Source organism: Vibrio sp. QJM3NY_21 (assembly GCF_057785975.1).
Genome location: NZ_CM173513.1, coordinates 3201799 through 3221760, shown reverse-complemented (window position 1 = coordinate 3221760; position 19962 = coordinate 3201799). Strand labels below are relative to the sequence as shown.

At 44.7% G+C, this 19962-nt stretch carries 17 protein-coding genes; 14 read left to right on the top strand and 3 right to left on the bottom strand.

Translation table 11 applies throughout. The features are described from left to right. Positions 1-96: 96 nt before the first annotated feature. The gene (locus AC3CID_RS14435; RefSeq protein ID WP_004729672.1) at positions 97-825 is read right to left on the bottom strand and encodes a glutathione peroxidase; all 729 of its coding nucleotides are present in this window, start codon (positions 823-825) and stop codon (positions 97-99) included. A 43-nt stretch (positions 826-868) separates the two neighbouring features. After that, positions 869-1048 (bottom strand): hypothetical protein, encoded by a 180-nt coding sequence (locus AC3CID_RS14430; RefSeq protein WP_017080197.1) that lies wholly within the window; start codon positions 1046-1048, stop codon positions 869-871. Here AC3CID_RS14430 and oxyR point away from each other — a divergent pair. After that, positions 1047-1940 carry a DNA-binding transcriptional regulator OxyR gene (gene oxyR, locus AC3CID_RS14425; protein ID WP_019821390.1) on the top strand — a complete coding sequence of 298 codons (894 nt, stop codon included), beginning with the start codon at positions 1047-1049 and terminating at the stop codon, positions 1938-1940. The two genes, AC3CID_RS14430 and oxyR, sit on opposite strands and share 2 nt — an antisense overlap. Before the next feature lie 112 nt (positions 1941-2052). Here the strand turns inward: oxyR and AC3CID_RS14420 are convergent, their stop codons facing one another. Beyond that, positions 2053-4614, bottom strand: a complete 2562-nt coding sequence (locus AC3CID_RS14420; protein ID WP_019350879.1) for a penicillin-binding protein 1A — start codon at positions 4612-4614, stop codon at positions 2053-2055. Positions 4615-4765: 151 nt separating this feature from the next. Between AC3CID_RS14420 and pilM the strand changes: the two genes are divergently transcribed. The 13 genes from pilM (at position 4766) to AC3CID_RS14355 (ending at position 19961) form a co-directional block, all read left to right on the top strand. Beyond that, on the top strand, positions 4766-5791 hold the full coding sequence (gene pilM, locus AC3CID_RS14415; RefSeq protein ID WP_488526694.1) for a type IV pilus assembly protein PilM: 1026 nt from the start codon (positions 4766-4768) through the stop codon (positions 5789-5791). Continuing rightward, positions 5775-6374 (top strand): PilN domain-containing protein, encoded by a 600-nt coding sequence (locus AC3CID_RS14410; protein WP_488526693.1) that lies wholly within the window; start codon positions 5775-5777, stop codon positions 6372-6374. The genes pilM and AC3CID_RS14410 overlap by 17 nt, the downstream gene beginning before the upstream one ends. Further along, entirely contained in the window at positions 6367-6996 is a 630-nt protein-coding gene (locus tag AC3CID_RS14405) for a type IV pilus inner membrane component PilO (protein WP_004729667.1), read from the top strand. Before AC3CID_RS14410 ends, AC3CID_RS14405 begins: the two co-directional genes overlap by 8 nt. After that, positions 6980-7501: a pilus assembly protein PilP gene (locus AC3CID_RS14400; protein ID WP_017085981.1), complete on the top strand. Its 522-nt coding sequence runs from the start codon at positions 6980-6982 to the stop codon at positions 7499-7501. Before AC3CID_RS14405 ends, AC3CID_RS14400 begins: the two co-directional genes overlap by 17 nt. 35 nt (positions 7502-7536) lie before the next feature. Next, positions 7537-9255, top strand: coding sequence for a type IV pilus secretin PilQ (locus tag AC3CID_RS14395; protein WP_243578741.1), 1719 nt, complete (start codon positions 7537-7539; stop codon positions 9253-9255). A gap of 176 nt (positions 9256-9431) precedes the next feature. Next, entirely contained in the window at positions 9432-9950 is a 519-nt protein-coding gene (gene aroK / locus AC3CID_RS14390; RefSeq protein ID WP_004729664.1) for a shikimate kinase AroK, read from the top strand. Between the two features lie 25 nt (positions 9951-9975). Continuing rightward, the gene (gene aroB / locus AC3CID_RS14385; RefSeq protein WP_004729663.1) at positions 9976-11064 is read left to right on the top strand and encodes a 3-dehydroquinate synthase; all 1089 of its coding nucleotides are present in this window, start codon (positions 9976-9978) and stop codon (positions 11062-11064) included. Positions 11065-11143: 79 nt separating this feature from the next. Continuing rightward, complete coding sequence (locus tag AC3CID_RS14380) at positions 11144-12661, top strand: SPOR domain-containing protein (RefSeq protein ID WP_065606427.1); 1518 nt, start codon at positions 11144-11146, stop codon at positions 12659-12661. 69 nt (positions 12662-12730) lie between these two features. Beyond that, entirely contained in the window at positions 12731-13579 is an 849-nt protein-coding gene (locus AC3CID_RS14375; RefSeq protein ID WP_065207402.1) for a Dam family site-specific DNA-(adenine-N6)-methyltransferase, read from the top strand. A 200-nt stretch (positions 13580-13779) separates the two neighbouring features. Beyond that, the gene (gene rpe / locus AC3CID_RS14370; protein WP_029222055.1) at positions 13780-14454 is read left to right on the top strand and encodes a ribulose-phosphate 3-epimerase; all 675 of its coding nucleotides are present in this window, start codon (positions 13780-13782) and stop codon (positions 14452-14454) included. Between the two features lie 102 nt (positions 14455-14556). Next, on the top strand, positions 14557-15243 hold the full coding sequence (locus AC3CID_RS14365; protein WP_054548214.1) for a phosphoglycolate phosphatase: 687 nt from the start codon (positions 14557-14559) through the stop codon (positions 15241-15243). Between the two features lie 176 nt (positions 15244-15419). Further along, positions 15420-16436 (top strand): tryptophan--tRNA ligase, encoded by a 1017-nt coding sequence (trpS, locus tag AC3CID_RS14360; RefSeq protein WP_017103608.1) that lies wholly within the window; start codon positions 15420-15422, stop codon positions 16434-16436. Positions 16437-16907: 471 nt separating this feature from the next. After that, on the top strand, positions 16908-19961 hold the full coding sequence (locus AC3CID_RS14355) for an ExeM/NucH family extracellular endonuclease (RefSeq protein WP_488526692.1): 3054 nt from the start codon (positions 16908-16910) through the stop codon (positions 19959-19961). The last annotated feature ends 1 nt before the right edge of the window (position 19962 follow it).

Here is a 19962-nt window from a genome sequence, read left to right as displayed (position 1 = left end):
CACAAAAAGGTGAGTTAGCTGGTATTACTAAGCTATTTAATTACTTAGGTTATTTAATCACTAAGCGTTTATTAGCGTTTATTAGCGACTAAGTGATTAACCTAGGAAAGTTTCTAGTTCTTCGCTGCCACCGATGTGTTTGCCACCGATGAATACTTGAGGAACGGTAGTGCGACCAGAGATTGCTCGTAGGCTTACTGTTGTTGCGTCTTTACCTAGAACCACTTCTTCGTAGTTTAGACCTTTGTCGATTAGGTTCTGTTTTGCTTTCATACAGAAAGGACAGCCTGGCTTAGTGAATACTGTGATTGACTCTTGCTCTTTGTGTTCAGGAGCAAGGTAGTTAAGCATAGTATCAGCATCAGAAACCTTGAACGGGTCGCCTGGTACGTCTTCTTCGATGAACATTTTTTCTACCACGCCGTTTTTAACCAGCATGCTGTAGCGCCATGAACGTTTGCCAAAGCCGATGTCGTTTTTCTCAACTAGCATACCCATGCCGTCTGTGAAGTCCCCGTTGCCATCTGGGATGAATGTGATTTTTTCAGCTTCTTGGTCTGCTTTCCATGCGTTCATTACGAACGTGTCGTTTACAGAAACACAAAGGATGTCATCAACGCCGTTTTCTTTGAATACAGAGTGCAGCTCGTTGTAACGAGGTAGGTGGCTTGAAGAACATGTTGGTGTAAACGCACCTGGTAGGCTGAATACGATAACTGTCTTGTCTTTGAATAGCTCTTCCGTCGTTACGTTAACCCATGCATCACCTTGGCGAGTTGGGAATGTTACTTGAGGGATTGATTGACCTTCTTTAGATGCAAACATATTGATTTCCTTAAATAGTATTTTAATTTTGTTCTATCAGAGCTTAACGTTTTTCTTTGCTCTGTTTCGTTTCGTTGAGCCCATTATTAGATAAATCCTTTGATAGCTCTAATCGTTTGATGTTATGGTTTTGATAGGTAAATTCTATCAAGAGCATTTTTCTTTTAAATGTTTCTATTAAAACCCTTGTTCTTATTAAAACCTGAGGTAAGAGACTGAGCATGAACATTCGTGACTTTGAATACTTGGTGGCGCTCGCTGAGCACAAACATTTTCGAAAAGCAGCAGAAGCGTGCTTTGTAAGTCAGCCGACATTGAGCGGTCAAATACGCAAACTGGAAGATGAAATTGGACTTCAGTTAACCGAGCGTAGCCCAAGGAAGGTAATATTTACAGAATCAGGTTTACAACTTGTTGAGCAAGCCAAGCGCATTCTCAACGAGGTAAAGACGTTTAAAGATATGGCAAGTGGACACGGTGAAGCGATGACGGGGCCGATGCATATTGGTTTTATCCCGACCGTTGGCCCGTACATTTTGCCTAAGATCATTCCTTATCTAAAAGAGAGTTTCCCCGATCTTGAGCTTTACCTGCACGAAGCGCAGACACATCAGTTAGTGAGCCAGTTAGAAGATGGCAAACTTGATTGCTTGGTGCTGGCTGCGGTAGATGAAACGGCGGCGTTCAAAGAGATTGATGTCTATGACGAGCCATTAAGCGTTGCCGTACCGTGTGATCATGAATGGGCACAGCAGGATGCTGTCGATATGCTGCAGTTAAATGGACAAACCGTACTTGCACTGGGCGATGGTCATTGCTTACGAGACCAAGCCTTGGGCTTCTGTTTTGCTGCGGGTGCAAAAGATGATGAACGCTTTAAAGCGACCAGCTTAGAAACGCTGCGTAACATGGTAGCGGCAGGGGCGGGTATTACCTTGTTACCTCAGTTATCGGTTCCAAAGGAAAAACAGAAAGATGGCGTGTGTTACGTGCCAGCGGTGAATCCAACACCTTCACGTCGCATTGTTGTTGCCTACCGACCGGGCTCTCCGCTAAAGGGGCGTTTTGAGCAACTGGCTGAGGCTATCCGAACTCAATTGGAAAAAGCGGCTTAGCACTCGAGTTTAGAGTTGAGTTCGTTCAGATGTAGATATAAAAAAAGGGTTGATATGAATTCATATCAACCCTTTTTTGTTGGTTCATCTTACTAGGTTCAACAAACCCTAGCTAGAATAGCTCTTCTACTGCTTCGCCTGATGACGTTGAGTAGATGTCATCATTGAAACGTTCAGTGATGTACTCAGTTGGCTCTGTGCCTTTCTCGAAGTACTCGAACATCGATGAGCTATCGAACTTGTTAGTCAGTAAGCCAGTTTCACGGTCGATACGAACACGAACGATGTTCTCCGGAATCTCTTTACGTTCAGCAGGAACGCCCGCTAACGCAGTACCCATGAAATCAACCCATGCAGGTTCTGCTGTTTTAGCGCCCGCTTCGGCACCGGTAATTTGGCTCTTGCCAAGGTTAGAGTTCGCTTTAGTTCGACCTAGGTTACGGTTGTGGTTATCAAAACCAACCCATACCGTTGCCACCATGCCAGGGCCGTAGCCGCTGTACCATGTATCTTTCGAGTCATTGGTTGTACCGGTTTTACCGCCAATGTCACGACGCTTCAACGGCTGAGCTCGCCAACCTGTACCATTCCAACCTGTGCCAGCACTCCAGTCACCGCCGCCCCAGATGTTGCTGTACATCATTTCGCGAACAAGGAATGCGTTTTGCTCAGAGATGACTTGAGGCGCGTATTGCACTTTGGCATCCACATCTTGTTCTGCAAACTCATCGGCCATTGGGTCTGTGGCAACCTTATGATCGCAATTGTCCTTACAAACCACTTTTGGTGTCGCTTCGAATTCAGTCTCACCAAATGGCGTTTCAATGCGGCTGATGTAGAAAGGTTCAACGTAGTAGCCGCCATTAGCGAATACTGAGTAACCTTGAGCTACCTTCATTGGTGTTAAGCTACCCGCACCTAGAGCAATGGTTTCAGAGCGAGGTACTTCGTCAATATCAAAACCAAAACGAGTTAGGTAGTTACGAGTATCATCTAAGCCAACTTCACGCAGCACACGCACAGCCATTACGTTTTTAGATTGAGCTAAGCCAATACGTAAACGCGTAGGACCCACGTAGGTCGGTGGTGAGTTCTTTGGTCGCCATGCGGTACCTTGGCTCTTATCCCATTGATTGATAGGCGCATCGTTGATCAGTGAGGCTAACGTTAGGCCTTTATCAATGGCCGCTGAGTAGATAAATGGTTTGATACCAGAACCCACCTGACGGATAGATTGCGTCGCACGGTTGAATTTGTTGTGAACAAAGTTAAAGCCACCCACCATCGACAGTACTGCGCCGTTGTTCGGGTTCATTGCAACAAAAGCGGTGTTCGCATTGGGTACTTGGCTTAGTCGCCATTCAACAGGGGTTTCTGACTTCGCCTCTGCTGACTCTTCTGTCGGCTCTTCAGATACTTCGTCTCCTGTAATTGCTTCATGGCGAACCCAAACTTGCTCACCAACAGCAAGAATCTCTTTCGCTTGAGAAGGGGCTGGTCCTTGGCGATTATCCGTTAGGAATTTACGCGCCCAGTTCATGCCTTGCCACTCAATAGTGCCTTCGCCTTGGTTTTTAACCCAAACTTGAGCGCTTTTCGAATCAACCGCGGTAACAACCGCAGGGACTAAGTCACCATAGGTTGGTTGAGACTTAAGGTGTTTAACGATTTGTTCCTGATCCCAAGCTGATTGAGCCGTCTGCCACAATACTTTTTCTGCACCACGGTAGCCGTGACGCTCATCGTAGCCAAGTAGGTTCTTAATCGCCGCCTGGTTCGCTGCCTTTTGCAGTTTTGAATCAACGGTCGTGTAAACCTTCATACCTGATGTGTAAGCGGCTTCGCCATAGCGTTCAACCATCCACGCACGTGCTACTTCAGCAACATACGGCGCGCTCAGTTCAATCTCTGCACCGTGATATTTCGATATCAATGTCTCGCTACGAGCTTCATCGAACTCTGCTTGAGTGATGTATTTCTCGTCTAACATACGACGTAATACCACGTTACGACGGTGAGTCGCGCGCTCAATCGAATAGATAGGGTTCATCGTGGACGGTGCTTTTGGCATACCCGCCAGCGTAGCAATTTCACTCAGGGTAAGCTCAGGGAGATCTTTACCGAAATAAACACGCGCTGCCGCGCCAAAACCGTACGAGCGGTGACCAAGGAAGATCTTATTTACATAAAGCTCCATGATCTCTTCTTTGCTAAGCAGTTGCTCGATATGGATCGCAATGAAGATCTCTTTGATCTTACGCATGATCTTTTTCTCATTAGATAAGAAGAAGTTACGCGCAAGCTGCTGAGTAATGGTACTCGCCCCTTGTTTGGCTGAACCCGACATTGCAACGACGAGCGCTGCACGGGTGATACCAATTGGATCAATACCTGGGTGTTCGTAAAAACGGCTATCTTCGGTGGCAATCAGAGCTTCAACTAAGTGGCGAGGAATCTCGTCATAAGTCACTGGGTTACGACGCTTTTCGCCAAATTGAGAGATCAACTTACCGTCTTGACTGAAGACTTGCATTGGCGTTTGGAGCTTCACATCACGCAAAGTGGCAACATCAGGCAACTCTGGTTTTACGTAATAATAAAACCCAAAAATTGTACTGACTCCAAGAATCATGCAAATCAATGTAAATATGAATAATCGCTTTATGAACTTCACCGGATAATCCCTGATTAGTTAAGGCTGAGAAGCAGCAAACCCTTGTACTCTAGGCTAAAAACTTAGCTTTCGTTTATTAACGCTTATTTAACTAATAATCACAACCCCTAGATAATCAACGAAATGCTTGGCACTTCAGGAGCTAGGTCACATGGGTTCATCATTAATTACAGGTATAGATATAAATCATCACAGCATCAAAGCTGTGGTACTAAAACCCGTGGGGGAGTTGTATGCCCTAGTGGGATACAAAGAGCTGCCGATTTCGGACGACATTTTTACAGCTAACCATACTTTGGAGTATCAGAAAACTGTTAAGAAACTTAAAGAACTTAGGAAAGGGCTGCCTTTTGGCTGTTGCAACGTCGCCATTTCAGTACCTGATAACACGGTGATCAGCAAAGTACTGCAAATAGAGAGTGAGTTAGAAGACAGAGAAAAGGAGTTTTCGATCTATCAAACCTTTGCTCATCAATCTCCCTTTCCGATAGAGGAGCTGAGTTTAGATTTTGTAAAGCTGGAAGACAAACGATTTGGTAAAGGTTCGACAAGCAGTTATCAGGTATACGCCACTCGTAAAGAAGTGGTGGATAGCCGAGCGGATGCTTTGACCAAAGCTGGTTTTAAACCTGTGGTGGTAGACACGCAGGCGCATGGGTTGCTTAACATCTGGCAAATGGCATCGCGCCTGTACCCCGAAAAGAAAAATTGGCTGCTGGTGGATGTGGGAATCGACCAAACGTCGTTAGGCATTATTCCACAAGGTTTGGCACCGTTTTATAAAGATATCGCTTTTGGTACCAAAGATCTTCGCAGCAATGGTGCTGTAAGTGATATCGAGAGTGTGTTCGCCACCACTGAAGATACACATCAATTTATTGTTAATTTGATTGAGAAGCTCAAGCGTCAATTACAGCTCTATTCCTCGGGAAATGCGCAGCAACCTATCTCAGGGATCTGGCTGATGGGCGAGGGCGCCAGCATTCCTATGGTAACCGAAGAGCTAGAACGTCAATTCCAGTTGAGTTGCGAGTCACTGAACCCTTTGTCTCTATTTGAGAATAAGGTGGCGAAGCGACGTCGATTACCAACGAACTGGCAACATTTCGGTATTGCGGCGGGTATGGCGATGAGTGGACTCAAGTGGCAGGGAGAAAAGCATGTTGCATCAAATTAACCTGCTGCCGTGGCGTGATGAGATTCGCGCTCAGCATAAGAAGCGCTTTATCCATCTGATCATTCTTGGTGTCATCATCGCGCTTGCAGGGCAATGGGCGGTTGGTCACTATTTTTACGACCAACAAGCCAAGCAGCAAGCCCGTCTTAGTTACCTCAATCGATATATTGCCGAGCTCGACCGACAAATTCAGTCATTAAAGGTCGCAGAGCAGGAGCATAAAGCGATTCTGACTAGGCTTGATGTAGTCGAATCGCTACAGCTTGGCCGCAATAAGACCACCGACTTTATGAACTTGATGCCGGAGCTGATTCCTGAGGGTGTGTATGTCGACAAGATAAAGATGAATGGTCAGGAGATTGAAATGTCGGGCATTAGCGACAGTACTGCTCGTCTCGCTACGATGTTGGACAACCTCGAGCGTTCAGATTCTCTGGAAGGGGTCGAGATGCACTCTATCGTTCATAACCGCAAGCGCTTCAATAAAGAGTTTCAGACCTTCAAGGTCTCTTTTGTGTTTAGCCCTGTGTCTTTAGAAAACACAACCGCGAGCAGAAAAGAGAAGGGGGCGCATCATGGCTAACCTTCAAAATAAGATTAGTTGGCAAAACAGGATGAGTTTGCAAGATCTCGATGTTGATGAGATCACCGAATGGCCATTGTTGCCTCAGCTTCTCGTGATTCTGGTGTTGATAGTGTTAATCCAAGGTGTTGGCACTTGGCTTTATGTGCTGCCGCTCGACGATGAACTGCAACAGATGAAGCAACAGGAGCAGACCTTAAAAGCGACCTTGAGAATAAAGGCCAATAAGGTTGCGGCCTTACCTAAGCTTCAGAGCCAGCTGGATGAGCTAACTAGCCGTTATGACTATCTATTGGAGCAATTGCCCGTTCAAAAAGAGCTAGCCAGTATGTTGGCCTCTGTGAACGAGCTTGGATTGGATAATAAGCTGACATTTACGCGAATTGACTGGGGGCAGAAGCAGAACAAAGAGTTTCTCTATCGTTTACCGCTCAACATCGAGCTGACGGGTGACTACCACGAGATTGGTGATTTCTCTGCGGCCATTGCTAAGCTGCCACGCATCATCAGCTTTGATGACGTGAATTGGCAGCGAGTCAGTCAAGAAAGTAGCACGCTGCACTTCAGGGTTCGAGCTTATACCTACCAATTTAAATCGGAGGTCAATGATGAAACCCAATAGCGTGTTTTATTCAACATTATTATTGCTTGTGCTCACGGGCTGTAAAGCGAATGAAGATTCGTTAGAAGACTTTGTAGTGCAAGTTGAGGCCAAAGCGAGAAAAGAGGTGGAACAATTGGTTCCTGCGACTGAGTTTTTGGCCGCTACTTATCAGCGCCGAGCCTTTCGTCCTCCGTTTGAACTGCCTAAAGAAGCCATCGTGCAAAACCAGCCTTTAGTTAAGAAGGACTGTTGGCAACCTAGCGCGCGTTCTCGTAATGGGAAATTAGAAAAGTACCCGTTGAGTAAGCTTCGTTTAAGAGGCGTCATGGGAAGCGGAACAAGTGTGTTTGGGTTAGTGCAAACACCCAAAGGGAACGTGGTAAACGTCAAAAAAGGCCAGTTTATCGGCTTAAATAACGGCCGAGTTACTAAAGTGACGAGCCAGTACGTTCAGATTAATGAAACTCTTCCAGATGGCTTAGGTTGTTGGCATAAGCGCAACGTTAGACTGGCTCTGAAGTAAACCAATGTCACATGATGTGGATATGAGATGTAAATATGATTAAAGGAATAAGTGGATTAGTGAGCAAGGCTCTACAAGGTTTTGCTGTGTCTGTGATGTTGGTTGTTAGCGTGCTCAGTCACGCCGAGAGCTTACCTAATCAATTGGAGAATATTGATTTTAGGGTAAACAAAGATAAAGACGCCGTCATTATTATTGAGCTGGCAACCAGCACCGCTGTGGTGGATGTTCAACGTGCTCAGGAAGGGTTAAGTATCGAATTACTCAATACTCAAGTTAATGACGATAAGCTTTATCTTTTGGATGTGAAGGATTTCGCGACCCTAGTGGAAGGTATTGAAGTCTATAAAGAGACGCCCAGCACACGACTGTTGGCGACGATCGCTGGCGACTATCAGTATGAATATAACCTAAAAGGTCGCTTCATAGAGGTGGTGATCAGCAAGCCTGTTATCAATGAAGCGACCAAAGAGAAAAGCGTTTTAGAAAAAGAGGGCAAACTGATATCGATTAACTTCCAAGATATCCCGGTACGAAATGTCCTGCAGCTGATTGCTGACTACAACGATTTCAATCTCGTGGTGTCTGACTCAGTAGCGGGTAACCTCACTTTACGTTTAGATGGCGTACCTTGGCAGCAAGTTCTCGACATTATCTTGCAAGTTAAAGGACTAGATAAGCGCGTTGATGGCAATGTTATTTTGGTGGCGCCAAAAGCAGAACTCGATCTTCGAGAGCAACAAGCGTTAGAGAAATCTCGCTTGGAAGAGGAGTTAGGGGAGCTTAAGTCGGAAATCATCAAGATTAATTTTGCTAAAGCCACCGACATTGCCGACATGATTGGCGGTGAAGGTGCGGTGAGCATGTTGTCCGATCGTGGCTCGATCACCATTGATGAACGCACCAATTCCCTATTGATTCGTGAACTGGCAGAAAACATTGCCGTGATACGAGGCATCATTGAATCTTTGGACATCCCCGTGAAGCAAGTCCAGATAGAGGCGCGCATCGTAACCGTTACCGAGGGTAACCTTGATGAGTTAGGGGTGCGTTGGGGTGTTTCTTCCACCAACGGTAGCTTCAAAGTTGGCGGCTCGATAGAGGGCAACCACCCATCGCAAATTACGCCGTATGACGATAATGGTGGGAATAGTGCGATTGACGATTTCCTCAACGTTAATCTAGGGGCAACGTCTCCTAATGCATCAAGCATTGCGTTTCAGGTGGCCAAACTGGGTTCAGATACCTTGCTTGATCTTGAATTGTCGGCACTACAACAAGAGTCAAAAGCTGAGATTATTTCTAGCCCACGTTTAATCACCACCAATAAAAAACCCGCTTATATTGAGCAAGGTACTGAAATTCCTTATTTAGAGTCGTCTTCAAGTGGTGCTACTTCGGTCGCATTTAAGAAAGCAGTGTTGAGTCTTAAGGTGACACCACAAATCACGCCCGACAATCGTTTGGTATTGGATTTAAGCGTGACCCAAGATAGGCCAGGGCAAGTAGTAAAAACGGGAACGGGTGAGGCTGTTGCCATTGATACTCAACGCATAGGGACGCAAGTGCTTGTTAATAATGGTGAAACAGTCGTGCTTGGCGGGATATTTCAGCACAGTGTGAGCAGTACAGTGGACAAAGTTCCTCTGTTAGGAGACCTGCCAGTTTTGGGTGCATTATTCCGTCGTAGCTATGAAAATGTGGGTAAAAGTGAACTACTTATTTTTGTTACACCCAAAGTTGTGATTCAGTAATGAGCAATTAGATTAAAAATAAAGTTGCATTAGTGGCACCTAACCTTGATAATTTCGGGTCTTATCACGAATTATCTGTGAGGAATCGGTGCCACGGGCCTTTTAATTTCAGTACTTGTACTGACCTACCTTGTGGCGATGTCATTGAATTAACGTTGTAAATTACTGCTAAAAACATGGCTGAGAAACGCAATATTTTTCTTGTTGGCCCAATGGGCGCCGGCAAAAGTACAATTGGTAGACACCTAGCTTCCCAACTTCATATGGAGTTTCTAGACTCTGACACTGTGATCGAAGAGCGCACTGGCGCAGACATCGCATGGGTTTTTGATGTTGAGGGCGAAGATGGTTTCCGTAAGCGCGAAGAATCTGTAATCAACGATCTGACAGAAGAACAAGGTATTGTTCTTGCGACAGGCGGTGGTTCAGTGCTGAGCAAAGAAAACCGTAACCGTCTATCTGCACGAGGCATTGTTGTATACCTAGAAACAACAATTGAAAAGCAACTTGCTCGCACTAACCGCGACAAGAAACGCCCTCTACTTCAAACAGACAACCCGCGTGATGTGCTAGAAGATCTAGCTGTATCTCGCAACGCACTATACGACGAAGTGGCGGACTACACAGTTCGTACCGACGATCAAAGTGCAAAAGTGGTAGCCAACCAGATCGTAAAAATGCTAGAAGAACGTTAAGTTCATTTTTTCGGAGAGCAAACCCATGGAACGGATTACGGTCAATCTAGCTGAGCGTAGCTACCCTATCTCTATTGGCGCCGGGTTATTTGAAGACCCGGCGTACCTTTCTTTTTTATCAGGCAAACAGAAAGTTGTTGTTATCAGTAATGTGACAGTAGCGCCTCTTTATGCCGATAAAATTTTATCGTTGTTGGATCAAGTAGGCTGTCAAACTTCTCTTTTAGAGTTGCCAGACGGTGAGCAATACAAAACACTTGAAACGTTCAACTCAGTGATGAGCTACATGCTTGAAGGAAATTACAGCCGCGATGTGGTGGTGATTGCTTTGGGTGGTGGTGTTATCGGTGATTTGGTCGGTTTTGCTGCCTCTTGCTACCAGCGCGGTATTGATTTCATTCAAATCCCGACGACCCTTCTTTCTCAAGTGGACTCCTCTGTAGGTGGTAAAACTGCAGTGAACCATCCTCTTGGCAAGAATATGATCGGCGCTTTTTACCAACCAAAATCTGTCATCATCGATACTAACTGCCTATCAACGCTTCCTGAGCGTGAGTTCGCAGCGGGCATTGCTGAGGTGATCAAATACGGCATCATTTACGATGAAGTCTTCTTTGATTGGTTGGAACAGAATCTAGAGAAACTTTATCAACTTGATGAAGATGCACTGATTACCGCGATTGCTCGTTGTTGTGCAATTAAGGCTGAAGTGGTTGCTATAGATGAAAAAGAGTCAGGAATCAGAGCGTTATTGAACCTAGGTCATACATTTGGTCATGCGATCGAAGCAGAACTAGGCTATGGTAATTGGCTACATGGTGAAGCTGTGTCGTCAGGCACTGTAATGGCAGCGAAAACCGCTCAATTACAGGGACTGATCTCTCAGCAGCAACTTGAGCGAATTATTTCTATACTCAAGAATGCGAAACTGCCAATCCATACGCCAGAAAGCATGTCTTTTGAAGACTTTATGAAGCACATGATGCGTGATAAAAAAGTGCTGTCTGGTCAGTTACGTTTGGTATTACCAACAAGTATTGGTACCGCTGAAGTGGTCGCTGATGTGCCTCAAGACATCATTAAACAAGCGATTGATTTCTGCCGTACTCTTTAAATTTGGTTGTGAGGTTGCCTAGCTAAACTCTAGGCTGCTGAAGCGTTTTACTGATCGATCTTATCAGTAGGGATCCCCAATGAGTTTGGCTCATGAATTAAGAGTATTAGAGTTAGAGTCTCAAGTTGAGCTGCTAGAGCGCTTACAGCTTTTGACTAACTTTGGTTCAAACCTTGTAACGGTTGCGGGCAAAGCTGGCTCTGGCCGATCTTGGTTGGCTCAACGTTATCTTGAGGCGTGGTCGACAGAAAAAAATCAGTGCTTACTGCTTTGTCACCCAAGCCAAGACGATCAACAACGTCGCGCGCTTATTCTTAGCCAAATTGTTTCTGATCCCCTGTTTAATCAACATGATTCTTTATCAGATAGCCTCGCAAGGCTACTGGATGGAGAGTCGTGTAATGTGGTTATCGTTGTAGATGATGCCCATCGACTGTCTGAGCTATTGGTATCCGAATTATGGATGTTGGTACTTGAAGCTCAATCAAACCCTCAATGGACGATTAATATCGTTCTCTTCTCGGAAATTGGCCATCTAGACACGCTACTAACACGTCTTAGTTACGGGCAACCACACAAGCCTATCGACCTCGAAATCGATGATCTTTCTCAACCAGAAGCGGAACATTTCTTTGAATCCCTAGTGATTCGATATGTTGATGATGAGTCTGAAACTCGCGTGCGACGTGCGTTTAATAAAGCGCAACCTTTGCCCGGCGAGTTAATGGCTTTAGGAGAATTGAAAGTGGAAAAAAGGATTATTATTCGCTCAATTATTGGCTCACCCATCAATATCGCGATTGTGGTGGCCTTGTTGTTGGTTTTAATTGGTGGTGGCTATTGGTGGATGTTCAGTCAACCAACCCCTGACGATAAAGCGCAATCACTTATCGCTCCCATCGAACAAACCGCTATCCCAACGTTTGAAGTGGAAAGTGGTACCGAGCAAGCCGGAGTCGACGGATCTTCAGATTCTGAAGCCGAAGCTGACATGAGCTATCAAGGTGCTGACGATGACAGTTCATCTTTACCACCGGTTGTGGTGGAAGGTACAGCCAGTGTTGGCGAGGTGAAACAAGAGCAGCAACGTGTGGTGATTACTTCTGATGTGGTTGATGCCTTGCTTGATGACAAGCCGAAAAGTGCCGATACCAGTGCGATTGATGCTGCCGTAGAAGAAAATACAGGTGCCGCGGTTAGCGCGCAACCTGATGCGGCGAAAAACGAGTCACAAGCTTCAGTTGATGAAGATACTGACCTAACGGAATCAACACCGCCGACGAAAAAGATCACCTTCTCATTTGCTCGCGAAGAGTTACAAGCTATCTCGCCACGCGCTTATACCTTACAGTTGAGCGCGATGACGTCATTAGAAGATGTTCAGTCTTTTATTGAAGAATATGAAGTCGAAGACAAGGTTCGTATTTACCCAACACTTCGCAATGACACTAAGTGGTTTATTATCACTTATCAAGATTATCCAACGATTCAAGTCGCGCGAGATGCCGTAAGTGCGTTATCAAAACCACTTCAGCAGTTGGAACCTTGGGCAAAATCGATGAATCAAGTGCATCGAGAGATAGAACGTGCGAAATAACCCTGAGCTTAGCCTCAAAATATGTTACATTCCGCAGCCTTATTTTTGAGTTGATAGATAGAGCAGTAAATGAAAAAGCAGCGTGCCTTTCTAAAATGGGCTGGTGGTAAATATGGCCTAGTTGAAGACATCCAACGTCACCTGCCACCTGCTCGTAAATTGGTAGAACCGTTTGTCGGTGCCGGCTCAGTATTTCTGAATACTGATTTTGAACAGTACCTGCTTGCAGATATCAATCCCGATCTTATCAACCTATACAATCTACTTAAAACCGATCCTGAAACCTATATCACTGAAGCGAAGCGTTGGTTCTGTCCGGAGAATAACCGTAGAGAAGTGTTCTTAGATGTTCGCGCTGAGTTCAATGGTACAGATAACGTCATGTATCGCTCGTTAGCTTTCTTGTACATGAACCGATTTGGCTTCAATGGCCTGTGTCGTTACAACAAGAAGGGCGGTTTTAACGTTCCATTTGGTTCTTATAAAAAACCTTACTTTCCAGAAGCTGAGTTGGAGTTTTTTGCTGAGAAAGCGAAGAAAGCGACGTTTGTTTGTGAAGGGTATAGCGAGACCTTTAGCCGCGCCCGTAAAGGCTGTGTGGTTTATTGTGATCCTCCTTATGCGCCATTGTCTAGTACTGCTAACTTTACCTCTTATGCGGGTAATGGCTTCAGCTTAGATGATCAAGCTGCCTTGGCTGATGTTGCAGAAAGAGCGGCAATGGAACGAGGCATCCCTGTCTTGATTTCAAACCATGATACGACCTTAACGCGCCGTTTATACCATGGTGCGGAACTGAACGTGGTCAAGGTTAAGCGCACCATTAGCCGTAATGGCGCAGGGCGTAATAAAGTTGATGAGTTACTGGCACTTTTTCATAAAGAGAAAAACCAGCAACACGTTTCAACAGAATTGTAGTCGTCAGCATAATCCCCAAACTCATTAAATTGAGTGACCAACGGGTACTTTCACAAACTAATCTTTCGAACTGCTAGAATCTGCTTAGGTGCTTAGGTAGAATTGCACACCAAATAGTCTTGGGATTGAGTCTTGTATTCGTGTACGAGATGTCACAAGGCGGTGATATTCGCAATTTACTCACTCTTAAGAGGTTTGGTATGAAAGATTTTCTAATCGCTCCATCGATTTTGTCTGCAGATTTTGCTCGTCTTGGTGAAGACGTAGAAAAAGTACTCGCAGCCGGTGCCGATGTTGTGCACTTCGATGTGATGGATAACCACTACGTACCCAACCTGACTTTTGGTGCTCCGATCTGTAAAGCGCTGCGAGACTACGGCATCACAGCTCCAATCGATGTTCACCTAATGGTTAAGCCAGTAGACAGCATCGTACCTGAGTTTGCTAAAGCCGGTGCATCAATGATTACCTTCCACGTTGAAGCGTCTGAGCACGTTGATCGTACTCTACAGCTAATTAAAGAACACGGCTGTAAAGCAGGCGTAGTATTGAACCCAGCAACGCCACTTTCTTGCCTTGATTACATCCTAGACAAAGTCGACATGATTCTACTGATGTCAGTGAACCCTGGCTTTGGCGGTCAATCTTTCATTCCTCATACTCTTGATAAGCTGCGCGCTGTTCGTAAACTTATTGATGAGTCAGGCCGTGATATCCGCCTAGAGATTGATGGCGGCGTGAAGGTAGATAATATCCGTGAAATCGCAGAAGCGGGCGCAGATATGTTCGTTGCCGGTTCAGCTATCTTCAATCAACCAGATTACAAAGAAGTGATTGATGAGATGCGTGCAGAGCTTGCAAAAGTAAACGCATAATCGTAAAACTACAGATAGATTGAATATTAAGGGGCTAATTGGCCCCTTTTTTACGTCTTGGAGCTCAACTCATAAGACGAACATAATAAATAGGAAAGTAAGATGTCATTAAGCTCAATAAAACTGATTGCCTTTGATTTGGATGGAACCTTGTTAGATAGCGTGCCTGATTTGGCTGTCGCCGCTGACCAAGCTTGTCAGGAACTGGGTTTTTCTTCAGTAAGCGAAGAACAAGTTCGCGACTATGTGGGTAATGGTGCTGATGTTCTTATTGGACGTTCATTGAGCCGTAATCTTACGGTTGATCCAAGCCTTGAGCCTGATCTTTTGAAGAAAGCGCGTATCCTGTTTGATGATTTCTACGAGCAGGGCGGCCATAAGCTGAGTCACCTTTATCCATCGGTTAAAGAGACGTTAGCTGAGCTAGACAAAGCGGGCTTCACCATGGCGCTTGTCACCAACAAGCCTTCGAAATTTGTACCAGATGTTCTGGCGCAGCACGGTATCGATAAGTACTTTGTTGATGTGTTGGGTGGCGACTCTTTCCCAGAGAAGAAACCGAACCCAGTAGCGCTGAACTGGTTGCTGGAAAAGCATAATGTGAAGGCTGAAGAGATGCTGATGGTAGGCGATTCAAGCAACGACATCAAAGCGGCTAAGAACGCAGGCTGCCACTCGTTTGGTCTGACTTACGGTTATAACCACGGTGAGCCGATTTCAGTATCAAACCCTGACTATGTCGCAGACAACATTGCACAATTACTAGATGTCGTTCTAGTTTCAGCATAAAGCGGACAAAAGTTAGCTAACCTACTAGCAAAATACTTATCAATGAGTACACTGGATGAGCCGTACAGAAGAGCTGTGCGGCTTTTCTATTTTAAAGTTAAGAAGCTAAGTTTTTCAGATACTACGTTAAGAAACTAAGTTAACGAGCTTAGCGAACAAGCAAAGGAATTAAAAGCATGAGCAAGCCCATCGTATTGAGTGGTGTTCAACCATCTGGTGAACTAAGTATCGGTAACTACTTGGGTGCTCTACGTCAATGGCAACAGATGCAAGATGATTACGATTGCCAATACTGTGTTGTAGACCTTCACGCAATTACGGTTCGCCAAGATCCGAAAGCACTGCATGAAGCCACTCTAGACGCATTAGCAATCTGTCTTGCTGTCGGTGTTGATCCAAAGAAGAGCACGCTATTTGTTCAGTCACACGTACCAGAGCATGCTCAACTTGGTTGGCTTCTTAACTGTTACACACAAATGGGTGAACTGAGCCGTATGACTCAGTTTAAAGATAAGTCTGCACGTCACTCAAATGACGTAAACGTAGGCCTATACGACTACCCAGTGTTGATGGCTGCAGATATCCTGCTTTACGGTGCTCACCAAGTGCCAGTAGGTAGCGACCAGAAACAACATCTAGAGCTAGCGCGTGATATCGCAAATCGCTTTAACAACATCTACGGTCCTGAAACGCCAATCTTCCAAGTACCAGAACCTTACATTCCAACAGTGAATGCACGTGTGATGAGCCTGCAAGATGCGACTAAGAAGATGTCTAAATCTGATGATAACCGTAAGAACGTGATTACTCTGCTAGAAGAGCCTAAGTCGATCATCAAGAAGATCAACAAAGCGCAGACTGACGCAGAAACACCACCACGTATTGCTCACGATTGGGAAAACAAAGCGGGTATCTCTAACCTAATGGGTCTGTACTCTGCAGCGACGGGTAAAACGTTCGAAGAGATCGAAGCGCAATACCAAGGCGTTGAAATGTACGGTCCATTTAAGAAAGATGTAGGCGCAGCATTGGTTGAGATGCTTGAGCCAATTCAATCTGAATACCACCGTATCCGTGCTGACCGTGCTTATATGGATGCAGTAATGAAAGCGGGTGCTGAAAAAGCCTCTGAGCGCGCTGCCGTAACGCTGAAAAAAGCATACGAAGCGGTAGGTTTTGTAACTCGTCCGTAGATTGGCATGTAAATCACTTTAAAAATCATTAATTATAAATAAAAGGTCACCTTTAATAGGGTGGCCTTTTTTATTAGTGATTACTAATTTAATGTCAAATCATATAAAGCAAAATGAAAACAAAAAATGAGTAATAGCTCTAATTTTTACTACGTTATGTAAAAAAATGTTGCTTAGCCTCGAGTTCTGTTGGAACTGGACAGTGAGTCAAAAGAGTGAAAAGTCACTAGCGATTAATCTCTCATTAAAATGCTGAATTACTTTTGTGTGTTTCATAAAAAAGAGACATTGGCTAAATAAGATAATAACGCTGATTTTTGCCATAAGTCATAATGTGTAGAGACTTCCCTATTTTTAGTCTCACGTTTGGCAAAGTTCAGTAATGGCCATCTTTGGTAGAGCAAGTGCAAATAAACCAGTGGAATTTGTGCTTGCTCTCGATATCAAGTTCATTATTAAAGGTAAATAACCATGGAACGCAAACTTACCCATACCGCAATCGCCCTCGCGGTGAGTAGTGTCTTTGCCGCGAGTGCATCGGCTGAAATCATCATTTCGCAATACGTAGAAGGCGGCAGCTACAATAAAGCCATTGAGATCGCTAATACTGGTGACAGCGCGGTTTCTCTTGATGGCTTCTCGCTTGCCAAATCAAGTAACGGTGGTGGTATCTGGGATACTAAAATAGACTTGACTGGTAAAATACTTAACGCAAAAAGTGTTTGGGTGTTAGCTCACTCAAGAGCCAGTGATGCAATTAAAGCACTAGCAAATCAGCAAGACGGAGCAGTAGCTAACTTTAATGGTAACGATCCGATTGCGTTACTAAACGCGCAAGGTGAAGTACATGACATGTTTGGTGTTATGGGCGATGTTGATTTTGCTAAAGATAAAACTTTTATCCGTAAAGATGAAGCAATGACGTCAAATGCTTCTTACGATAAAGCACAGTGGAAAGAACTTGTTAAAGATGACATCACAGGCCTTGGATCTCTAGGATATGATGCGCCAGAGCCGCCACCAGCCTTTACTTGTACCGATGATGGTGCTACTCCAACGTTTACCTCTATTCAAGCCGTTCAGGGGGATGGTGATCGTTCGCCACTAATACCTGACGGTAAATTTGAATCAGAGCAAGATATCTTTGTTACTGGTGTCGTTTCAGCTGTAACGAAAAGCATTACTAAAGGCTTCTACTTACAAGCCCTAGAGGATGACTACAACGCTAAAACATCCGAAGGTCTCTTTGTAGAAACCGGCAGTTCAGATACTGGCTTATCCCCTGGCGATGTGGTGTGTGTGAAAGGTAAGGCGCATGAGCTGTTTAACCGAACGCAATTGAAATCAGATGCTAATAGCTTTGTTAAGCAAAGTTCGCAAGCTGCGCCAACAGCGGTAGAGTTTGTTGTTGCCGATGGTGAAACATTGCATCAAGCGTTAGAGCGTTACGAGGGCATGAATGTAGAGCTGTCAGCAGACTCCAAGTTGTTTGTCACTCGAAACTTTAGCTACGACTATGCAGGTCGTCGAAATAACATGGTATTGGCTCATGAGAAGCCACTGATGAAGCCAACTCAAGTTTTCGCCGCTGAAAGTGCACAAGCAACCGATCTGGCAAAGAAAAATGCAGTAAGCCAAGTTTACCTAGAGTCGGATTATAAAGCCGCTTCTGGCGAAATACCGTACTACCCTGATTTTGCTAAAGATACAGACCAAGACGGCAGTTCAGAAAACCACATTCGTTTGGGTTCTCGCGTGGAAGGCCTACAAGGGGTTGTAGATTACAGCTATGGCCAATATCGTTTAATCGCGACTAATACAGCAACCAAAGATACTTTTGTAACAAAAGCTGTTGATGCTCAAGGTAACACAATTTTTGATGTGACCCGTAAAGCAGCACCGGAACTGACGAATGCTGATATACGTATTGCTAGTTTCAACGTACTGAACTACTTCAATAGCCACAGCAGTATTGGTGGGCCGCTGAATGCATCTTGTAGTGATCAGGCAGATGCTGATGCCTCAAGAGGCTGTAACCGTGGTGCCAAAGTGAATGATGAGTTTTTGCTTCAAAAAGCAAAAATTATAAAAGCACTAGCTGCAATGGATTCTGACATTATCGGCTTGATGGAAGTTGAAAACAATGGCTTTGGAGATGGTAGTGCACTTAAAGATCTAACCGATGGCCTCAACGCGACAATTGATGACGTTAAAAAGCACTACAGCTATGTAGAAATCAAAAAAGCGGACATGACCAAGGGGGAGTTCTTTGGTAGCGACGCCATTATGGTAGCTATGCTATACCGTGCTGACAAAGTAGTACCAAAAGGCAAAGCGAAAGTTATAGTTACTCCTGAGCAGCATATTCCTGCGGATGTGTTAACACGAACGAAAGAAGACGGAACGCAAGAGTCAAATACTGCGCTTTCTAAATATCAGCGTCATAGCCTGCTACAAACCTTTACTGCAAAAGGTAGTACCGTACCGCTGTCGGTTGTTGTTAACCACTTAAAATCAAAAGGCTCTCACTGTATTGAGCAGTGGCAGAGTTTTGAAGAGAAATCTGATCCAGCAGATCTACAAGGTAAGTGTAATCGCTTCCGTACTTCAGCAACTAAAGTATTAGGCGATAGCCTTAAATCAGTTAAAGGTGATGTGCTGATTATTGGTGATTTGAATGCTTATGGCATGGAAGATCCTGTTCTTACTCTAACTGACTATTCTGAAGCGAAATATGATCGCGAGATCCGCACAGCTTCATTTACTACATTAGGTAAAGATGACGCTGGTGAAAATAAACCTTATGAAGCTACGGGTAGTGTCATAACGAAAGGTTTTGGTTACATTAACTTGAATACTAAGTTCCACGGAGCTGATACGTTCTCTTACACTTACGGCGGTGAGCAAGGTAACTTGGATCATGCTTTAGCAAATCCATCGCTGGCTAACAAAGTAACCTCAATTACAGACTGGCATATCAATGCGTCAGAAAGCACAATGTTTGAGTATTCATCTAAGTATACGGGCAAGATGCCAAAGTACGCAGATGTGTTCTCGGCATCGGATCATGATCCAGTGATCATTGCTCTTGATTACGCGAAATCGAATAAGATCAAATTGCCTGCTAAAGGCGAAAAACTGAAGGTTGAATATTACTTACCTGAAGAGGCTGTTGTTGGAGATGTTGTGACGGTTCGTTTAGCGAAGAAAAGCCAGGCGGCATTAAAAGCAATGGCTGCTTCTGATGATCTAACAGCTTCAACTACTTTAACTCAACCAGATGTTGATGCAGGTGTTGTACAAGTTAGCTTTGATAAAGAGCCAGAAAAAGCTAGTTATGTTATGACTCAAGAATTGGCTGACAGTGCGGGTACCGTGAAATCAACAGTTTCTGCAGATATCACTATTAGTGAAGCCTCTACAGAAAACGTTGAAACCAGTTCGAAATCAGGTGCATCATTTGGTCTAAGCGGTTTATTTGCTCTGTTCGGCTTTGGCTTCCTACGCCGTCGTACTCGCAAATAGA

Excerpts from the sequence above, each read along its gene's own strand:
- trpS (WP_017103608.1), top strand. The coding sequence starts at position 15,420 with ATGAGCAAGCCCATCGTATTGAGTGGTGTTCAACCATCTGGTGAACTA.
- AC3CID_RS14380 (WP_065606427.1), top strand. The coding sequence starts at position 11,144 with ATGAGTTTGGCTCATGAATTAAGAGTATTAGAGTTAGAGTCTCAAGTT.
- AC3CID_RS14405 (WP_004729667.1), top strand. The coding sequence starts at position 6,367 with ATGGCTAACCTTCAAAATAAGATTAGTTGGCAAAACAGGATGAGTTTG.
- oxyR (WP_019821390.1), top strand. The coding sequence starts at position 1,047 with ATGAACATTCGTGACTTTGAATACTTGGTGGCGCTCGCTGAGCACAAA.
- AC3CID_RS14365 (WP_054548214.1), top strand. The coding sequence starts at position 14,557 with ATGTCATTAAGCTCAATAAAACTGATTGCCTTTGATTTGGATGGAACC.
- AC3CID_RS14430 (WP_017080197.1), bottom strand. The coding sequence starts at position 1,048 with ATGCTCAGTCTCTTACCTCAGGTTTTAATAAGAACAAGGGTTTTAATA.
- AC3CID_RS14395 (WP_243578741.1), top strand. The coding sequence starts at position 7,537 with ATGATTAAAGGAATAAGTGGATTAGTGAGCAAGGCTCTACAAGGTTTT.
- aroK (WP_004729664.1), top strand. The coding sequence starts at position 9,432 with ATGGCTGAGAAACGCAATATTTTTCTTGTTGGCCCAATGGGCGCCGGC.
- pilM (WP_488526694.1), top strand. The coding sequence starts at position 4,766 with ATGGGTTCATCATTAATTACAGGTATAGATATAAATCATCACAGCATC.
- AC3CID_RS14410 (WP_488526693.1), top strand. The coding sequence starts at position 5,775 with ATGTTGCATCAAATTAACCTGCTGCCGTGGCGTGATGAGATTCGCGCT.
- AC3CID_RS14375 (WP_065207402.1), top strand. The coding sequence starts at position 12,731 with ATGAAAAAGCAGCGTGCCTTTCTAAAATGGGCTGGTGGTAAATATGGC.
- rpe (WP_029222055.1), top strand. The coding sequence starts at position 13,780 with ATGAAAGATTTTCTAATCGCTCCATCGATTTTGTCTGCAGATTTTGCT.
- AC3CID_RS14400 (WP_017085981.1), top strand. The coding sequence starts at position 6,980 with ATGATGAAACCCAATAGCGTGTTTTATTCAACATTATTATTGCTTGTG.
- AC3CID_RS14435 (WP_004729672.1), bottom strand. The coding sequence starts at position 825 with ATGTTTGCATCTAAAGAAGGTCAATCAATCCCTCAAGTAACATTCCCA.
- AC3CID_RS14355 (WP_488526692.1), top strand. The coding sequence starts at position 16,908 with ATGGAACGCAAACTTACCCATACCGCAATCGCCCTCGCGGTGAGTAGT.
- aroB (WP_004729663.1), top strand. The coding sequence starts at position 9,976 with ATGGAACGGATTACGGTCAATCTAGCTGAGCGTAGCTACCCTATCTCT.